This is a genomic window from Rhodanobacter lycopersici (genome assembly GCF_040812335.1).
Classification (GTDB): Bacteria; Pseudomonadota; Gammaproteobacteria; order Xanthomonadales; family Rhodanobacteraceae; genus Rhodanobacter_A; species Rhodanobacter_A lycopersici.
Map to the genome: position 1 here is coordinate 323,092 of NZ_JBFOHK010000005.1, position 18,507 is coordinate 341,598.

General features: G+C 67.1%; 14 protein-coding genes. 3 read left to right on the top strand and 11 right to left on the bottom strand.

The window, feature by feature from the left end:
• The first annotated feature begins 164 nt into the window (after positions 1–164).
• Positions 165–1,061, top strand: coding sequence for a crotonase/enoyl-CoA hydratase family protein (locus ABQJ54_RS17485; protein ID WP_367855600.1), 897 nt, complete (start codon positions 165–167; stop codon positions 1,059–1,061).
• Here the strand turns inward: ABQJ54_RS17485 and ABQJ54_RS17490 are convergent, their stop codons facing one another.
• The 5 genes from ABQJ54_RS17490 to polA form a co-directional block, all read right to left on the bottom strand.
• Complete coding sequence (locus ABQJ54_RS17490) at positions 1,062–3,248, bottom strand: ATP-binding protein (protein WP_367855601.1); 2,187 nt, start codon at positions 3,246–3,248, stop codon at positions 1,062–1,064.
• Between the two features lie 4 nt (positions 3,249–3,252).
• On the bottom strand, positions 3,253–4,311 hold the full coding sequence (locus ABQJ54_RS17495; RefSeq protein ID WP_367855602.1) for an HD domain-containing phosphohydrolase: 1,059 nt from the start codon (positions 4,309–4,311) through the stop codon (positions 3,253–3,255).
• A 181-nt stretch (positions 4,312–4,492) separates the two neighbouring features.
• On the bottom strand, positions 4,493–6,781 hold the full coding sequence (locus ABQJ54_RS17500) for a DNA helicase II (RefSeq protein WP_367855603.1): 2,289 nt from the start codon (positions 6,779–6,781) through the stop codon (positions 4,493–4,495).
• Between the two features lie 24 nt (positions 6,782–6,805).
• On the bottom strand, positions 6,806–7,024 hold the full coding sequence (locus ABQJ54_RS17505) for a hypothetical protein (protein WP_367855604.1): 219 nt from the start codon (positions 7,022–7,024) through the stop codon (positions 6,806–6,808).
• A gap of 435 nt (positions 7,025–7,459) precedes the next feature.
• Positions 7,460–10,228, bottom strand: a complete 2,769-nt coding sequence (polA, locus tag ABQJ54_RS17510; protein ID WP_367855605.1) for a DNA polymerase I — start codon at positions 10,226–10,228, stop codon at positions 7,460–7,462.
• A 92-nt stretch (positions 10,229–10,320) separates the two neighbouring features.
• Between polA and ABQJ54_RS17515 the strand changes: the two genes are divergently transcribed.
• Positions 10,321–10,860, top strand: a complete 540-nt coding sequence (locus ABQJ54_RS17515; RefSeq protein WP_367855606.1) for a DUF2782 domain-containing protein — start codon at positions 10,321–10,323, stop codon at positions 10,858–10,860.
• A 5-nt stretch (positions 10,861–10,865) separates the two neighbouring features.
• On the opposite strand, the gene ABQJ54_RS17520 is transcribed toward ABQJ54_RS17515, so the two are convergent.
• Positions 10,866–11,771: a LysR family transcriptional regulator gene (locus ABQJ54_RS17520; RefSeq protein ID WP_367855607.1), complete on the bottom strand. Its 906-nt coding sequence runs from the start codon at positions 11,769–11,771 to the stop codon at positions 10,866–10,868.
• Between the two features lie 92 nt (positions 11,772–11,863).
• On the opposite strand from ABQJ54_RS17520, the gene ABQJ54_RS17525 reads away from it, so the two are divergent.
• Positions 11,864–12,865 (top strand): bile acid:sodium symporter family protein, encoded by a 1,002-nt coding sequence (locus ABQJ54_RS17525; RefSeq protein WP_367855608.1) that lies wholly within the window; start codon positions 11,864–11,866, stop codon positions 12,863–12,865.
• Between the two features lie 71 nt (positions 12,866–12,936).
• Here the strand turns inward: ABQJ54_RS17525 and purH are convergent, their stop codons facing one another.
• The 5 genes from purH to accC form a co-directional block, all read right to left on the bottom strand.
• Positions 12,937–14,547: a bifunctional phosphoribosylaminoimidazolecarboxamide formyltransferase/IMP cyclohydrolase gene (gene purH / locus ABQJ54_RS17530; RefSeq protein ID WP_367855609.1), complete on the bottom strand. Its 1,611-nt coding sequence runs from the start codon at positions 14,545–14,547 to the stop codon at positions 12,937–12,939.
• Between the two features lie 87 nt (positions 14,548–14,634).
• A complete protein-coding gene (locus ABQJ54_RS17535) occupies positions 14,635–14,922 on the bottom strand; it encodes a helix-turn-helix domain-containing protein (RefSeq protein ID WP_367855610.1) in 288 nt (95 codons plus the stop codon).
• Between the two features lie 226 nt (positions 14,923–15,148).
• Complete coding sequence (locus tag ABQJ54_RS17540) at positions 15,149–16,003, bottom strand: zinc-ribbon and DUF3426 domain-containing protein (protein ID WP_367855611.1); 855 nt, start codon at positions 16,001–16,003, stop codon at positions 15,149–15,151.
• Positions 16,004–16,051: 48 nt separating this feature from the next.
• Positions 16,052–16,951 (bottom strand): 50S ribosomal protein L11 methyltransferase, encoded by a 900-nt coding sequence (prmA, locus tag ABQJ54_RS17545; protein WP_367855612.1) that lies wholly within the window; start codon positions 16,949–16,951, stop codon positions 16,052–16,054.
• A 188-nt stretch (positions 16,952–17,139) separates the two neighbouring features.
• The gene (accC, locus tag ABQJ54_RS17550; RefSeq protein ID WP_367855613.1) at positions 17,140–18,504 is read right to left on the bottom strand and encodes an acetyl-CoA carboxylase biotin carboxylase subunit; all 1,365 of its coding nucleotides are present in this window, start codon (positions 18,502–18,504) and stop codon (positions 17,140–17,142) included.
• Between the last annotated feature and the right edge of the window lie 3 nt (positions 18,505–18,507).

The following is an 18,507-nucleotide window of genomic DNA, read 5'->3' on the forward strand; positions in this document are numbered from 1 at the left end:
CTGGATCTGCGGCTTCCCCGATCCGGGGCATGTCACCCCGGGGGCAGGGTTTTTCCTTGCACTTCCAAGCGTTTGGGTGCATAGAGGCCTCCGGGCTTCCCTCGACGTACCTTCCGTGTCCCGCCGGCCACGGCCCGGGCTGGCATCAACCGTCTGGAGTGACCATGGCTACCGCGATTCTGGAGAAGCTTGCTTCTGCCCCCCGTTACCCCACCCTGCGTGTCACCGAGAGTGCGGACGCCGCCGTGCACTGGTGCCACATGCACGCCGATCTGGCCACCTCTCCCGGTCGCGCCTGCTTCAAGCCGGCGCTGGTTGCCGACATCCTGCAGTACCAGAACGTCCTGGGCGACAGGTTGCGCCGGGAACGCATGTTTGGCGAAGCCGGGCTGCGGCATGTGGTGCTCGCTTCCGACTGCGATGCGTTCAATCTCGGTGGCGACCTCGAGTACTTTTGCAACGCGATCCGCCACCAGAACCGTCCCGCCCTGCTGACCTACGCCCGGCAGTGCGTGCGCGGCGTGCATGCTTTCCATGCCGGGCTCGATGCCGACGCACACAGCATCGCGCTGGTGCAGGGCGATGCCCTGGGCGGCGGCTTCGAAGTCGCGCTGAGCTGCCACACCATCGTGGCGGAAGAGGGCGTCGGCATGGGATTGCCGGAGGTGCTGTTCGACCTGTTCCCGGGGATGGGGGCCTATTCCTTCCTGTGCAAGCGCATCCCGCCCCACCGGGCCGAACAGCTGATGCTGAGCGGCGACATTCTGTCCAGCGAAGAGCTTTACAAGATGGGGCTGGTGGACGTGCTGGCCCCGCGCGGGCAGGGCGTGCAGGCGGTCGAGGAAGTCATCCGCGGCAATCGCCGCATCCCGCATGCGCGCATGGCGATGCATCGGGTCCGGGCGTTGGCGCAGCCGGTGACGCTGGAGGAGATGATGGCGATTACCGAGATCTGGGTGGATACCGCGTTGCAGCTCGGCGAAAAGTCGCTGCGGACGATGGAGCGGCTGGTGCGCGCGCAGTATCGCCGACACGGCGAGCAGACTGCCGTGCAGGCCTGATCATGGCGACTGTGGGCTGTCCTCGCGCGCGGGTATCCAGCTCCCGCGCGCTTGCAGCGCCTGTTCGCCGTCGTGCAGGCGCTGGGTCAGGCTTTCGCAATGGCGTCGCCAGTCGCGTTCCAGCTCGAAGGCGGTCATCCGCATCAGGGCGCCGCTCAAGCCGGCGCACTGCACCAGGCCGAGATTGCCGGCGATCCCCTTCATGGCATGGGCATGGTCGCGGAACCGTTCCCAGTCGCCCTCCGCTCCGGTCTGGCGCATCCTCGCCAGCGCCACCCGTGCGTCGGCAATGCACTGGCCGATGAAGTCGGCTTCGAATGCCTTGCCCATTCCTAGCGACGCGAGTTCGTCCAGCACCGACGGGTCCAGCACTTCCGCGGAAGAGGCATGCGCGACCGGTTGCGGGCTGTCCTGTTCCTCGCCGGTTCCGCCGGTCAGGATCGCCGCAATCGCATCGAGCAGTCTTCCGGCGGCAAAGGGTTTGGTTATGAACGCGCGTGCGCCGGCGTCACGGCAGGCCTGTGCCGACTCGGGAGTGGCATCGGCGCTGATGATCACCACCGGGGTGCGCGTGCGCGTGCCCGCTTCCATCACACGCAGCTGACGCAGCAGGTCGATGCCGCTCAGCGACGGCATGTGCAGATCCAGCAGTGCCAGCTCGAAGCCGCCTCCCGCCAACGCATCCAATGCGACTTCGCCGTCCTCCACCGTCATCACCCGGTGCCCTGCCTTCTGCAACACCCCCTGCAGGAGCAGCCGGTTGGCGGCATGGTCGTCGGCGACCAGGACGCGCGCCGACCTGATCCGGGCACGATGGCGCGAGAACGGATCGGCAAACGCAATGACGTTGTGCGCAGTCGGTGGTGCAGGTGGTATGCGTGCGTCCGCGGTTTGCGATTTGCCGCCGGTGGATGCGTGCGCGGGTTCGACGGCGGCATCGAACGGCAGCTCGACCCAGAACCGGCTGCCGACGTTCTCGTTGCTTTCGAACCCGATCGATCCCCCCATGGCCTCGGTCAGGCCCTTGGCGATCGTGGTCCCCAACCCGCTGCCTTGGTGCTTTCGGGCCAGGCTGTTGTCGGCCTGCTCGAATGCCTCGAACAGTCTTGCGCGCGCCGATGCGGGAATGCCGATGCCCGTATCCGAAACCGTGAAACGCAGGCGTACCCGTTCCGTGCCGATCCCGGCCGTTTTCGCCACGGTCATGCGGACTTCGCCCGACGCAGTGAACTTGATCGCGTTGCTCAGCAGGTTCACCAGCACCTGCTGCAGGTGCTGAGGGTCGCCACGCAGTTGCTCCGGCACTTCCGGCAATACCGTCACCGCGTAGTCCAGCCGCTTCGAACGCGCCTCGGGGCGCAGCATCAGGTTGATCTGCTCCAGCAAGGCATTCAGGTTGAAGCTTTCCTGCTTCAGCCGCAGCTTGCCGGCCTCGATCGCCGAGATGTCCAGCACGTCCTCCACCAGTGCCAGCAGCGAGCGGCTGGCGGCCTGGATGGTTTCCAGATAGCCGCGCTGCTCCGTGTCCAGCCGGGTGCTCGCCAGCAGCTCCGACATGCCCGACAGCCCGTTCAGCGGCGTGCGGAACTCGTGGCTCATGTTGGCGAGGAAGCGGCTCTTGGCCAGGTTGGCGCGGCGGGCCTCCTCGATCGCGGCGGTCAACGCCTTGAGCAAGGAAGCAAAGTACAACGGCACCGCGACCAGGCCCAGCAGCAATCCCCAGGACAGGTACCGGTTCTGCAGCCAGTAGGGCGTGAACGTCATCATCGCCGCGAACGACAGCGCGGCCAACGCCGTGGAGGCATACAGGTAGGGCGGTCCATAGCGCATGCCGTTGCCGATCGAAACCCACAGGTACGCCGCGTACAACGGCGAGGCCGACTCGCCTTGCAGGTACATCACCCCGCCGATCGCCGCGTAGTCGGCCAGCATCCCCAGCCAGCGCCTCACCTGCGATGGCTGCGGTGCGACGAGAATGGCGACAAGCAGGCCGATCGCCAGCGCCAGCTCGCCGAGCAGAATCAGCCAGGTCGAGAACAACCCCGGCGTGTGGTCTCCCCAGCCGACTTTCCAGCCAAGATAGAGGGAGAACAGCAGGGTGATCGCGATGCGCACGAACACTTGCGCATGCTCACTGTCCGCGCGTCCGCGCAGCCGCAGGCGTACCCAGGCCAGTGCCGGGCGCATGCAGTCAACGCCAGTTGCGATGAAGCCGGACATGGGAGTAGCGGTCGCAGATGCCGTATAGCCGCGGCAGATTGTCCATCAGGGCGCGCACGCAGGCCGGGTCCAGCATCACACCGCTCTGTGTGCCGATGAATTCGAGCGAACGCCCGATGCTCCAGGCCTCCTTGTACGGGCGTGGCGACAGCAATGCATCCAGCACGTCGGCCACGGTAGTCACCCGTGCCTCGATCGGAATCTCCTCGCCTGCCAGCCCGTCCGGGTAGCCCTTGCCATTCCAGTGCTCATGGTGGCGCAGTGCGATCTGCGCTCCCGCCTGGATGAAGCGGTTCTGGCTGTCCTGCAACAGCTCATAGCCGATGCGCGGGTGCTGTTGCATGTGCAAACGTTCCTCTGCGTTCAACGGACCCGGCTTCATCAGGACCGCATCGGGGATGGCGATCTTGCCGATGTCATGCAACGGCGCAGACAGCTCGATCGTGCGAACCTGCTCCTCCGGCAGTCCCAGGCCCTCCGCAATCAGTCCAGCCATATGCGCCATGCGCTCGAGGTAGGCGCTGGTGCCGGCATCGCGAAGCTCGATGGCCCGCGCAAGCCGTGACAGCGTTTCGCGCTCGCGTTCCTCGACTTCGTGCATGCTGGCCAGCAGCCGCTGCTCCAGCGACAGCGAACGTTGCTTGATCGACTCCGACTGCTGGCGCAGCTGCAGCAGGTTGCGGCAGCGCGCGCGCAACTCGCGCGGGTGGACCGGCTTGACCAGGAAGTCGATCACCCCGGCATCCAGTGCCGCCTGCCGTATCGGCTCGTCACCCACCACCGTAACCAGCACGATGGGCACATCCCGATTCCGCAGCGGCTTGCGAAAGGCCTTGGCCAGCTCCAGCCCGTCCATGTCCGGCATGCGGTAGTCCAGCAGCAGCAGATCGGGCCGATTGTCCTCGCACCAGTCCAGCGCCGCCTGGGGTACGCCGAAATCATGCACGACGAGCTGCGGCCCGATGCCCTGCACGATGTGCCGCAGCATCGTGCGTGCCGAAGGTTGGTCGTCGACGATCACGACGTCCATGCAATCCTCCTTTCAGTCAGAACGCAGGAAGGCGCGATTTGCCGCATCCTCCCCGCAATCCGGCGCCTTGGCAAGGGGCCAACCCGGGGATTTGGCCTGCCAAATGGCATGGTCGGAAATGGCGGGAGCGGAGCCCGCCTTCCAGTATCTGCCGCTTGCTGTTGCCTGGAATCGGCGCGGTCTACAAGGGCGTGAGATTCGCATATGCCGCCACCAGCCACTTGCTGCCCGCACCTTCGAAATTCACCTGCAGCCGGGTGTGCGCACCGCTGCCTTCGGCGCTGACCACCACGCCTTCGCCGAAGCTGGGGTGGCTGACGCGCTGGCCGAGCTTGACCGGCAGGTCTTCCTGCAGGGGTGCGTGGTCGATGTAGCGGCTGGCACCGGCGTAGAGCGGTCGACTCACCTGTACCCGGGGGCGCACCTCGTCGATCAGCTCGGCGGGCATCTCGGCGAGGAAGCGCGAGGGACGGGCCAGCATCTCGGTGCCGTGCATGCGGCGCGATTCGGCATAGCTGATGACGAGGCGCTCGCGCGCACGGGTGATGCCCACATAGGCGAGGCGACGCTCCTCTTCCAGCCGGCCCTCGTCCTCGGTGGAGCGCTGGCTGGGGAACAGACCCTCCTCCAACCCCACCAGGAACACCAGCGGAAACTCCAGGCCCTTGGCCGAATGCAGCGTCATCAGCTGCACGCAGTCGTCCCAGGCCTCGCCCTGGCCCTCGCCGGCTTCCAGCGCGGCGTGCGAGAGGAAGGCGGACAGTTCGTCCAGGCCGGCGTCGATGTCTTCCTGGGTGCGCTCGAAGCGGCTGGCCACGTTGACCAGCTCGTCGAGGTTCTCGATGCGCGCCTCGCCGTTGCCGCGGCTGTCCTTCTCGTAGTGGTCGCGCAGGCCGGTGTGGGTGAGCACGTGGTCGATCTGTTCGGCCAGGGGCAGTGCATTGCTTCCCTCTCCCTGCGGGAGTGGGGTTGGGGGAGGGGGTTCGGGCGGAGTTGAAGTGCTTGGCGAATCCGAACCCTCACCCCAACCCCTCTCCCGAGGGGAGAGGGGCTTGAAGTCGCGGCTCATCCCGTCGATCAGTGCGAGAAACCCCTTCACCGCATTCTTCGCACGCCCAGCCAGTTCGCCACCGGCCAGTTCGACGAGTGCGGCCTCCCACATCGACGTGGTGTCGTGGCGGGCGCGGCGGCGCAGTACGTCCAGCGTGCGGTCGCCGATGCCGCGTGGCGGCGTGTTCACCGCGCGCTCGAACGAAGCGTCGTCATGCCGGTTGGCAGTGAGGCGCAGGTAGGCCAGCGCGTCCTTGATTTCGGCACGTTCGAAGAAACGCTGGCCGCCGTAGACGCGGTAGGGGATGTTGCGCTGGGTGAGCTGTTCCTCGAAGTTGCGCGACTGCGCATTGGAGCGGTAGAGGATCGCGCAATCCTTGGCGCTGCCGTGTTCCGCGATGTACTCGCGGATGCGCTCGATCACGAAGCGGGCCTCGTCCTGCTCGTTGTAGGCGGCGTACAGCGCGATGCGTTCGCCTTCGCCGCCGGCCGTCCACAGGTTTTTGCCGAGGCGACCGCCGTTGCGCGCGATGACATGGTTGGCGGCCTTCAGGATGGTCGCGGTGGAGCGGTAGTTCTGCTCCAGCTTGATCGTGCGCGCGCCGGGGAAGTCCTTGAGGAACTGCTGCATGTTCTCCACCCGGGCACCGCGCCAGCCGTAGATCGACTGGTCGTCGTCGCCCACGGCGAAGACCTTGCTGACGTTGCCGGCGAGTACGCGGATCCACGCGTACTGCAGTGTGTTGGTGTCCTGGAACTCGTCGATCAGCAGGTGCCGCCAGCGGTTCTGGTAGTGCTCCAGCACGGCGGGATTCTTCAGCCACAGTTCGTGGGCGCGCAGCAGCAGTTCGGCGAAATCGACCAGGCCGGCGCGGCGGCAGGCATCTTCATAAGCTTGATAGATGCGCACCAGCGTCGCGGTAACGGGGTGGTCGCGGTGCTCGATGGTGTCGGGGCGCTTGCCCTCGTCCTTCCAGCCGTTGATGGTCCAGGTGGCCTGGCGTGGCGGGAACTTCGCTTCGTCCAGGCCGAGTCCCGCGATCACGCGCTTCACCAGCCGCTGCTGGTCGTCGGCGTCGAGGATCTGGAAACCTTCCGGCAAACCGGCCTCGCGCCAGTGGCGACGCAGCAGGCGATGCGCGATGCCGTGGAAGGTGCCCACGGTGAGGCCCTGGGTGCCGCCGGGAATCAGGCTGTCCAATCGCCCCCGCATCTCGCCCGCGGCCTTGTTGGTGAAGGTGACGGCGAGGATCGCCCATGGCGGCACGCGCTCCACCTGCATCAGCCAGCCGATGCGGTGGGTGAGCACGCGGGTCTTGCCGGAACCGGCGCCGGCGAGGACTAGGTAGTGGCCGGGCGGGGCGCAGACGGCTTCGCGCTGCGCGTCGTTGAGCGAATCGATCAGGTGCGAGACATCCATCGCACCCATTGTAGCGGGTGGCTGTCAGCCCTTCTTCAAGATGCCGCCCAGCGCCAGCAGTGCGCCCACCACGATACCGGCGATACCCAGCCACTGCGGGAAGGCCTTGTCGTGCGTGGCGGTGACCTTGGCCGAGCCGAGTTGCACCAGGGTGTCGGTCTGTTGATAGCTGCCGTGGCCGAAAACCACCCACAGGCCTGCGATGAGCAGGACAAGGCCGATGACGATCAGTGCGAAGCGCATGGGTTCTTCCGGCGATGGAACGGGCTTCGAGTATGCCGGGGCGGCCCGTGCAGATGAAGTGCAAAGCAGCCTGGGCAAGCGCCGGGGAGTGGAACGGCTCTTTTTGATCCTGTTCTGCGCTCAGGGATAAGTGCACAAATTGAAGAATGCGGTCATGGATGGCCCCCGTTTGATCTTCGCGTTCAAGGACAAACGCACAGATACAGCCATACCAAAAAAAATGGCCCCGAAGGCCAGGGGGTGCCTTCGGGGCCGGGGGAGGCGGAAACCCAGGGGAGAGGTTCCGCTTCCGGGTGGCTGTCCAGGGAGGTGATCAGCCATGGATGCCGTTGCGTGCATCCGATGATTGAGAACGCGCGAAAGCGGAAAAGTTCTACAGCCGGGGCAAAAAAAGTCAGATTCGATTCATTTCACGGAAAGGCAACAAATGGACGGCTAATGCGCCTCGTCCCAGTTCATCCCCACCCCGACTTCGACCAGCAGCGGCACAGCCAGCTCCACGGCGCCCTGCATGCGTTCGCGCACCGCCTCGCGCACCTCGTCAACAGCATCGACGCGCACCTCGAATACCAGCTCGTCGTGCACCTGCATCAGCATGTGGGCATCGTCGCGGTGCTTCAGCCAGGCGGCCACGGCGATCATCGCGCGCTTGATGATGTCGGCGGCACTGCCTTGCATCGGCGCATTCACCGCGGCGCGCTCGGCGCCGGCGCGATGGGCCTGGTTGCGGGACTGCAGGTTCTCCAGATACAGGCGGCGGCCGAAGATCGTCTCCACGTAGCCGTCGCGGTGCGCCTGCGCGCGGGTGGCCTCCATGAAGGCATGCACGCCGGGGTAGCGGGCGAAGTAACGCGCCATGTAGTCGCTGGCTTCGCCGCGGTCGATGCCGAGCTGGCGGGCGAGGCCGAAGGCGCTCATGCCGTACATCAGGCCGAAGTTGATCGCCTTGGCGGCGCGGCGTTGGTTGGCGGTCACATCCTCGGGTTTCAGGCCGAACACCTCGGCGGCGGTGGCGCGGTGCACGTCGCCACCTTCGTGGAAGGCCTTCAGCAGGCCTTCGTCGCCGGACAGGTGGGCCATGATGCGCAGCTCGATCTGCGAGTAGTCCGCCGCCATCACCTTCCAGCCGGGCGGCGCGATGAAGGCCTGGCGGATGCGGCGGCCTTCCTCGGTGCGCACCGGGATGTTCTGCAGGTTGGGATCGGTGGAGGAAATGCGGCCGGTGGCCACCGCGCCCTGGTGATAGCTGGTGTGCACGCGGCCGGTGCGCGGGTTCACCGTGCCGGCCAGCTTGTCGGTGTAGGTGGAACGCAGCTTGGCCAGGCCGCGGTAGTCGAGGATCAGCTTCGGCAGCGCATGCGCGTCGGCGATCGCCTCCAATGCCTCCTCGTTCGTCGAGGGCTGGCCGGTGGGCGTCTTGAGCCGGGCGGGCAGGCCCAGTTCGTCGAACAGGATCGCCTGCAGCTGCTTGGGCGAATCGAGGTTGAACTCGCGGCCGGCTTCCTTCCAGGCCTGCTGCTGCAGTTCCAGCATGCGCTTGCCGAGCTGCTGGCTCTGCCGGCGCAGTTCGTCCACGTCGATCAGCACGCCGCGCTGCTCCATGCCGGCCAGCACCGGCACCAGCGGGATCTCGATCTGCTCGTACACCTTGCGCAGGCTGGGCACGCTTTCCAGCTTCGGCCACAGCGCATGGTGCAGGCGCAGGGTGATGTCGGCGTCCTCGGCGGCGTAGCGGCAGGCGGTATCCAGGTCCACCTGCGAGAACGGGATCTGCCTGGCGCCCTTGCCGGCCACTTCCTCGTACTTCACGGTGTCGTAGCCAAGGTACTTCTTCGCCAGCGAATCCATGTCGTGGCGCGTGGCGGTGGCGTTCCACACGTAGGATTCCAGCATGGTGTCGTGGCGCACGCCCGCTACCGCGATGCCGTAGTGCGACAGGATGTTGATGTCGTATTTCGCGTGCTGGCCGAGCTTGGGCCGGCTCGCATCCTCGAACACGGGCTTCAGCGCGGCGAGCACCGCGTCGCGCGGCAGTTGCGCGGGCGCGCCGGGATAGTCGTGGGCCAACGGAATGTAGCAGGCGCGGCAGGGTTCCACCGCCAGCGACAGGCCCACGATGTCGGCCTGCATCGGGTCGATGCTGGTGGTCTCGGTGTCGAAGGCGATCAGCGGCGCGTCACGCAGCTTGTCCAGCCAGGTGTCGAGTTGCGGCTGCGTGGTGACGAGTTCGTATTCGCCCGGTGCGGCAAGGTTGAAGCCCCTCTCCCCTGGGGAGAGGGGGGAGAGTTTGGTGCTGCCGTGTGCTTCGACCGAACCCTCACCCCCGACCCCTCTCCCGGGGGGAGAAGGGAGCGAAGCATCGGCAGCATCGAGATCCTTCAACGCCGCCTTGAATTCGTAGCGCGTGTACAGCTCACGCAGCGCCGCCACATCGGCCTCGCGCAGCGCAAGATCGGCGGGGCCTTGCTCCAGTGCCACGTCGGTCTTGATCGTCACCAGCGCACGCGACAGCGGCAGTTGCGGCAGCACCTCACGCAGGCTCTCGCCGATCTTGCCGCCGACCTTGTCCGCGTTCGCGACCACCCCATCCAGCGAACCGTATTCGGCCAGCCATTTCGCGGCGGTCTTGGGGCCGCACTTGGGCACGCCGGGCACGTTGTCCACGGTGTCACCCACCAGGGTGAGGTAGTCGACGATGCGTTCGGGCGGCACGCCGAATTTCTCCTCGACGCCGGCGCGATCCATCGTGGTGTTGGTCATGGTATTGACCAGGGTTACGCCGGGGCCGACCAGCTGGGCCATGTCCTTGTCGCCGGTGGAGATCTCCACCTCGATGCCGGCGCGCTGCGCCTGCACGGCGAGCGTGCCGATCACGTCGTCGGCCTCCACGCCCGGCACGCGCAGGATCGGGAAACCCTGTGCACCCACGATCGCCAGCATCGGTTCGATCTGCGCGCGCAGGTCGTCCGGCATCGGCGGCCGGTTGGCCTTGTAGTGTTCGTACATGGCGTCGCGGAAGGTGGGGCCGGAAGCGTCGCTGACGAAAGCGACGTAGTCGGGCTTCGCCTTCAGCGTGGCGCGCAGCATGTTGACCACGCCGAACAGCGCGCCGGTGGGTTCGCCGTGTGCATTGGTCAGCGGCGGCAGCGCGTGGAAGGCGCGATACAGGTAGGAGGAACCGTCGATCAGGATGAGCTTGGGCATGCCCCATTCTTGCATGCGGCGCGCGATGGCGCGGTTCACGGGAAGGCAGCGGCTGCACTGCTATGCTTCGGCACCCCAACGAGGTCGCCGTCATGAAACCTGCCGCCTGCCTGCTTGCCCTCACTGCCTTCGTCGCGTTGCCGGTCTGCGCGCAGTCCACCAGCCAGCAGCAGCCCAAGTTCGCGCCGGTGCCGCCGCCGCCGGGCATGAACGATCCGGGCACGAAGGCGGTGGCGCCGCCTGACCAGCCCGCGCCCGCGAACACCAGCGGCAGCACTCCCGCCGAGGTCACCGCCACGCCCTTGCCCGGCAAGCCGATTCCGCTGCCCGCGATGCCGGGCGACAAGGGCGCGGCGCAGACCATCCAGCGCAATTCACCGGCAGACGATGTCACCGTGCACACCGAGGGCGACGCGGTGTACCAGGAATACCGCCGCGGCGGCCGCGTCTACATGGTGGTGGTCACCCAGAAGAACGGCCTGTCCTACACCTACATGGTGGATCGCAACGGCGTGATGAGCGCCACCGAGGGTGCACCGCCGGTGCGGCCGGTGATGTACAAGATCCTGGAGTGGGGCGGCAGCAAGCCCGCCGCGTCGGACAACGGCTCGCAGGACGACAACGGGCACTAGCGGGTTCAGGAACGCGCACGCGTGCCGCGCGGCGCCGCGGCCATCTCGCGCAGGCGGTTCCACACCAGTTCCGCCAGCGGCGACAGCGAGCGGTTGCGACGGCGCACGAGGGTGATCGCGCGCTTCACCACCGGAGTCAGCGGTCGCGTCACCAGTTGCGCCGACTCGGGCAGCGACAGGCCGGGCGTGACACTGCTGCCCAGTCCTGCCTCGACCATGCGGAAGGCGGTGTGGGTATGCCCGGTCTGCTGGGTCACGCGCACGTCGATGCGGTGCTTCTCGAACACCTGGTCGATCAGGCGACGGCTGCCGGAGGAATAGTCCAGCAGCACCAGCGGCTCGCCCTGCAGGCGCTTCCACGGCACGCGTTCCAGCCGCGCCAGCGGGTGGTCGTGGCGGCAGGCCAGTACGAAGGGATCGTGCATGATGGTCTCGCGCTCGAATTCGCCGCTCTCCGGCGGATCGATCGCCACGCCGAAATCCACTTCGCCGTTGCGCACGCTTTCCAGTACCTGGGTCTGGCTGCGGTCGATCAGCAGCAAGGTCAGCTCCGGCCAGTCGCGCGCGCATTCGGCGATGCAGCGTGGCATCAGCTCGGCCGATGGCGTTGGGCCGGCGGCCACGCGCACCGTGCCGCGGCGGCGTTCGCCTTCGGAATGCACGTGGGCCAGGACGCCCTCGAGTTCGTCCAGCACGCGCTCCGCCGCGTGCTGCAAGTAGCGGCCCGCCTCGGTGGGCACCACCTCGCGGGTGTTGCGATCGAACAGGCGCACGCCCAGTGCCGCTTCCAGTTCGGCGATATGCCTGCTCACCGCGGGCTGGGTGAGGTGCAACTGGCCAGCGGCGCGGCGGAAGTGGCGCGACCTGGCCACGGCGAGGAAGGCACGCAGCTGGCGCAGACTGATATTCATGCATAAATCTTATCAGCGAATCAGATAAAACGATTTGCCGGATCAATGCAGCGGCGTCGACAATGGCTGGAATCCCGCCATCCGGTGCCGCCATGCTTCGCCGCTTCCTGCCCGACCGCTTCACCTGTGCGCTGCTGCTGACCGTGCTGCTGGCCAGCGTGCTGCCTTGCCGCGGCAGCTGGGCCACGGTGTTCGGCTGGCTTACCGATGCGGCGATCGCACTGCTGTTCTTCCTGCACGGCGCCAAGCTGTCGCGACAGGCGGTGCTGGCGGGCATCACCCACTGGCGGCTGCACCTGGTCGTGCTGGCCAGCACCTTCGTGCTGTTCCCCCTGCTCGGCTGGGTGCTGCATCCGCTGCTGGCGCCGCTGGTGACGCCGGGGTTGTACCTCGGCGTGCTGTTCCTGTGCGCACTGCCATCCACGGTGCAGTCGTCGATCGCGTTCACCTCGATCGCGCGCGGCAACGTCTCCGCCGCGGTGTGTTCGGCTTCGGCGTCCAGCCTGCTTGGCATCTTCATCACGCCGCTGCTGGTGGGCGCGTTGCTGGAGTCGCACGGCGGGGGCGGCATGTCGTGGCATGCGGTGGGCGAGATCGTGCTGCAACTGCTGGTGCCGTTCGTGGCGGGCCAGGTGGCGCAGCGCTGGATCGGCGGCTGGGTGCAGCGGCATCGTCCGCTGGTCGGCCTGGTCGACCAGGGTTCGATCCTGCTGGTGGTGTACACCGCGTTCAGCGCCTCGGTGCTGCAAGGGCTGTGGCGGCAGGTGCCGCTGGCCGTGCTGGGCGGATTGCTGGTGGCGAATGCGGTGCTGCTGGCGCTGGCGCTGCTGGCGACGCGCTATGGCGCACGCGCGCTGGGCTTCGACAAGGAGGACGAGATCACCATCGTGTTCTGCGGCTCCAAGAAGAGCCTGGCCAGCGGCGTGCCGATGGCCAAGGTGCTGTTCGCCGGCCATCCGCTGGGCATGATCGTGCTGCCGATCATGCTGTTCCACCAGATGCAGCTGATGGTGTGCGCGGTGCTGGCGCGGCAGTACGCGCGGCGTGGCGCAGCGACAGTCGCGGGCGAAGGGGATACGGCACCGGCGGATTGAGTTGCGAACCTTCCCCCGGAGGCGGAGAAAAGCAAAGCAGTGGCGGAGTACCAGATTTATTTCCGCCACTTTCAGTGGCGGAAATGGCGCATCCCGGTGAATACCATTGCCATGCCGTGTTCGTCGGCGGCGGCGATCACCTCGGCGTCGCGCATCGAGCCGCCGGGCTGGATCACCGCGCCGATGCCCGCCGCCGCCGCCGCGTCGATACCGTCGCGGAACGGGAAGAAGGCGTCGCTCGCCATCACCGAGCCGCGCACTTCCAGTTTCTCGTCGGCGGCCTTGATGCCGGCGATCTTCGCGCTGTACACGCGGCTCATCTGGCCCGCGCCGATGCCGATGGTCTGGCGGTCCTTCGCATAGACGATGGCGTTGGACTTCACGAACTTCGCCACCTTCCACGCGAAGATCAGGTCGTCGACCTGCGCGGGCGTGGGTGCCACCCTGGTCACGATCTTGAGGTCGGCGGCCTTGACCATGCCGGTGTCGGCGGTCTGGATCAGCAGGCCCGAGCCGACGCGCTTGGACTGGTTGCCCGGGTGCGCGGCGACGAGGTCGGTGCCAGGCGGTAACGGGATCTCCAGCACGCGCACGTTGCCCTTCTTCGCGAACGCCTTCAGCGCTTCGTCGGCGTAGCCCGACGCCAGCACCACTTCGACGAACTGGCGCGACACGATGGCCTGCGCGGTGGCGCCGTCCACCTCGCGGTTGAACGCGATGATGCCGCCGAAGGCCGAGGTGGGGTCGGTCTGGTAGGCGAGGTCGTAGGCCTTGCCGATGCCGTCCAGGCTCACCGCCACGCCGCAGGGGTTGGCGTGCTTCACGATCACGCAGGCGGGCTTGGTGAAGCTGCGCACGCATTCCCATGCGGCATCGGCGTCGGCGATGTTGTTGAACGAGAGTTCCTTGCCCTGCAGCTGCCTGAACGTGGCCAGCGTGCCCGGGGCCGGATACAGGTCGCGGTAGAACGCTGCCTGCTGGTGCGGGTTCTCGCCGTAGCGCAGATCCATCAGCTTCACGAAGCGGCTGTTGACCTGGGCAGGGAAGGCGTCGTGGCCGGCGATGGCCTCGTGCGCCTCGTCGAGCTTCAGGCCGCTGAGGTAGTCGCTGATCGCACCGTCGTAGTTCGACACGTTGTCGAACGCCGCGACCGCAAGCTTGAAGCGCGTGGCGCGGCTGAGGCCGCCGTGCCGCTCGATCTCGGCCAGCGCGCCTTCGTACTGGCCGGGCGAGGTGAGCACGCCCACGTCGCTCCAGTTCTTTGCCGCCGAACGCAGCATCGCGGGACCGCCGATGTCGATGTTCTCGATGGCCTGTTCCAGCGTGCAGTCCGGCCTGGCAACGGTGGCCTCGAACGGATAGAGGTTGAGTACCAGCAGGTCGATGGGCTGGATGCCCAGCTCGGCCATCACCGCGTCGTCGGTGTCGCGCCGGCCGAGCAGTCCGCCGTGCACCTTGGGATGCAGGGTCTTCACGCGGCCGTCCATGATCTCGGGGAAGCCGGTGAGTTCGCTGACATCCTGGACTGCGATGCCGGCCTCGCGCAGCGCCTTGGCGCTGCCGCCGGTGGAAAGCAGCTCAACGCCTCGGGCGGCGAGGCGGCGACCCAGTTCGACCAGGCCGGTCTTGTCGGAAACGCTGAGCAGGGCGCGGCGGACGGGGACGACGGCAGGGGCGGACATGGCGGCTTCCAGGCGGGAAAGCTGCCGATTATAGCCGAGTCCGGGGCGCGGCCGCCGTTTGGACGGCCAAACGACGGAAAGAAACGATTACAGCAGGCCGTGTGCGGCCAGTTTCTTGCGCAGCGTGGCGCGGTTGATGCCCAGCGCCACGGCGGCGCGGCTCTGGTTGCCGTCATGGAATGCCAGCACTTCGCGCAGCAGCGGACCTTCCACTTCGTGGATCACCAGCGCGTGCAGGCCCTCGCCGCAATCCGCGTCGCCCAGGTCGGCGAGATAGCGGCGCACGGTGCGGCTGACGCATTCGCCCAGCGCACTCTGCGAAGCGACCGGACGGGTGGCCTCGGTGGCTGGCAATCTCACGGCATTCACTGACATTTCCCTCTGCGTGTCTTGCGCGGCTGCTTGGGCCGCTGCTTGTGATTGTCTTCCGCGACCGCAACGGCGGTCCTTCCGTGCATGCCGGTTTCGATGCGCGGAGGGGTGGAGTCTACCCGCGCGGGCCGCGAATTTTAAGTGCTGTGTATCTTCGAAAGATGCGATCAGGCACTTGCGTTGCCTGTCGCTCGCGGCACCGGGCGGGCTGCCGGGCTTTCGTTGCCCGCTACTCGAAGCCGAACTCGTAGGCGACGGCCTGGTCACCCGGGTCCTGCACTTCCAGCAGCAGTGCCGTGGTGGCACCCGGCGCAAGACCGCGGCGCAGGATGGCGTGGTCGTCGAGGTAGTCCGACGGCAGCAGGCGGCGCATCACCAGCCGGTGGCCCTGCGCATCCGACAGGGTGACCACCACCACCGGCCAGGGTTGCGCGAACGCGGCCTCGTTGCGCAGGCTGAGGCTGATCATCAAGGCGTGCGCGGCGTTGGGATGGCTCTCGACATTGCTGGCGAGCAGGCGCAGCTGCCGTGGCGCGGCGACCAGGGGAAGGCGGCAGCCGGGCGTGGCGCAGGCGCTGCGCAGCCAGCCGCCGACCAGCGAATCGCGAATCAGGCCGTCGCGACCGATCCATGCCAGCTGGAGCGCGAGCACCAGCGCCAGCATGGTGCAGACCAGCACCCAGGGCCAGCGTCGCGGCTGCGCGGTGTCGCGGCGCGGACGATGCTTGCGTTCCGTTCGTGGCGGCTTGCGCTTGCGCGCGTTTTTCGCGAAACGCGGCGTGAACACCAGCTGCGAGAAATCCTCTTCCACCACAGCGGGTGGCGCTGTCGGTTCCGCCACCGCAGCGGGCTCGGATGCCGGTGGTTGCGGGCGATACACCACCAGTTCGATGCGCGGTGGCACCAGTGCCTGCTCGTTTGCGGGCAGTTCCTGGAATGGTTCAGGCGGCAGCTGCTCGCTGAGCGTGGCGAGGCTGTCGAAGCCGGCGCCGCAATGCCCGCACATCACGTAGCCGTGCGCCTGCACCAGCGCTTGCGCGCCGAGCGAGAACACGGACAGGCATTCAGGGCATTGCGTGTACATGCGGGCCGCTGTGATCGACTGGCCGCAAGCTTAGCAGGCCGATACCGCTCAGCCGCGTCGCTTGCCGCTGATGCGCACCCAGCCGTCGCGCGTGTCCACGCGCAACGCGTCGAACCATTCCGCGTAGCGCGTCAGCAGCTCGTCCTGCTGACCGTCGAGGATGCCGGAGATCGCAAACGGCGCATCGGGCTTCGCGGCCGCGGCGAAGACGGGCGCCAGTTCACCCAGCGGACCGGCGAGGATGTTCGCCACGAAGATGTCGGCCGGATCGTTCTCGTGATCCCCGGGCAGGAACAACGCGAGGTGTTCGGCCACGCCGTTGCGCTCGGCATTGTCGCGCGAGGCGATCAGCGCCTGCGGGTCGTTGTCCACGCCGACGGCGTTCGCGGCGCCGAGCTTGAGCGCGGCGATGGCGAGGATGCCCGAACCGCAGCCGTAGTCGATCATCGATTTGCCGGCGAGCTCAAGCCCGTCCAGCCATTCCAGGCACAGCGCCGTGGTGGGATGGGTGCCGCTGCCGAAGGCGAGGCCGGGGTCGAGGCGCACCACCACCTGGTTGTCGTCCGTCGGCGGCTCGATGTTCCATGGGTAGATCCACAGTCGCCGCCCGAAGGCCATCGGCCGGTACTGGTCCATCCACACGCGTTCCCAGTCCTGGTCCTCCACAACGCGGAAATCCAGTTGTTCCGGTTCCAGCCACGGCAGCAGTTCGCCCAGCGCAGCGACGAGGCCGCGTCGGTCGGCGCGTTCGTCGAACAGCGCATTCAGCGTGATGGTGGGCCACAGCGGCAGCTCGCCCACGCCCGGCTCGAAGATCGCCTGCTCGTCCGGCGTCTCGGCGTCCGCGTCGCGCAGGGTGATCGACAGTGCGCCAAGGTCCTCCAGCGCCTCCTCCACGCGGGGCTGCTGTTCGAGGCGGGCGGTGAGGGAGAGTTCGAGGAAGGGCATGGCGTCGGCTTCACTCCCTCTCCCCTGCGGGGAGAGGGTTGGGGTGAGGGGTCGTTCTTGCGGTGAGGTGTGTTTTGAGCAGGCTTCGGTGGTGGCCGTCGCAAGCCCCGTCCCCTCACCTCAATCCTCTCCCCCGTAAACAAATTCTGTAAACGGGGGAGAGGAGGCGAACGCAAACGGCGCGGTACTCAATGACCTCCGGCCTTTTCCTTCTGCTCCGCCATCCGCTTCTCGAGGTAGTGGATGTTCTGGCCGCCGTGCTGGAAGCCCACGTCGGCCATGATGCGCTGCTGCAGCGGGATGTTGCACTTCACGCCTTCGATCACCGTTTCGGCCAGCGCGAGGCGCATGCGCGCGATCGCAGTGGCGCGATCGGGGCCGTACACGATCAGCTTGCCGATCATCGAGTCGTAGTTCGGCGGGATCTTGTAGCCGTCGTACAGGTGCGTATCCACGCGCACGCCGGGTCCGCCCGGCGCCTCGAAGCGCTTCACCGTGCCTGGGCAGGGCAGGAACGTGTCCGGGTCTTCGGCGTTGATGCGGCACTCGATGGCGTGGCCGTGGATCTGGATGTCTTCCTGCCTGATCGACAGCTTCTCGCCCCCGGCTATCAACAGCTGCTCGCGCACCAGGTCCACGCCGGTGATGAACTCGGTCACCGGGTGCTCGACCTGGATGCGCGTGTTCATCTCGATGAAGTAGAAGCGGCCGTTCTCGAACAGGAATTCGAAGGTGCCGGCGCCGCGGTAGCCGATGCGGATGCAGGCATCCACGCAGACCTTGCCGATTTCGGCGCGCAGCTCCGGCGTGATGCCGGGCGCGGGCGCTTCCTCCACCACCTTCTGGTGGCGGCGCTGCATCGAACAGTCGCGCTCGCCGAGGTGGATCGCGTTGCCCTGGCCGTCGGCCAGCACCTGGATCTCCACGTGGCGCGGGTTCTCCAGGAATTTCTCCATGTAGACCATGTCGTTGCCGAAGGCCGACTTGGCCTCCTGCTTGGTCATCACGATGGAGTTGCCCAGGTGCGCCTCGGTGCGCACCACGCGCATGCCGCGGCCGCCGCCGCCGCCGGCGGCCTTGATGATGACGGGGTAGCCAATCTCGCGCGCGATGCGCAGGTTCGTCTCGATGTCGTCGCCCAGCGGGCCGCCGGAGCCGGGCACGCAGGGCACGCCGGCGGCCTTCATCGCCTTGATCGCCTCCACCTTGTCGCCCATCAGGCGGATCACGTCCGCGGTGGGGCCGATGAAGACGAAGCCGGACTGCTCCACCTGCTCGGCGAAGTCGGCGCGCTCGGACAGAAAGCCGTAGCCCGGGTGGATCGCCTGGGCGTCGCTGATCTCCGCCGCGGCGATGATGCGCGGGATGTTGAGGTAGCTGTCGGCGGACGGCGCCGGGCCGATGCAGATCGCCTCGTCGGCGAGGCCGACGTGCTTGAGGTTGCGGTCGGCGGTGGAGTGCACCGCCACCGTCTTGATGCCAAGGCTGTGGCACGCGCGCAGCACGCGCAGCGCGATCTCGCCGCGGTTGGCTATGAGGACCTTCTCGAGCATCCG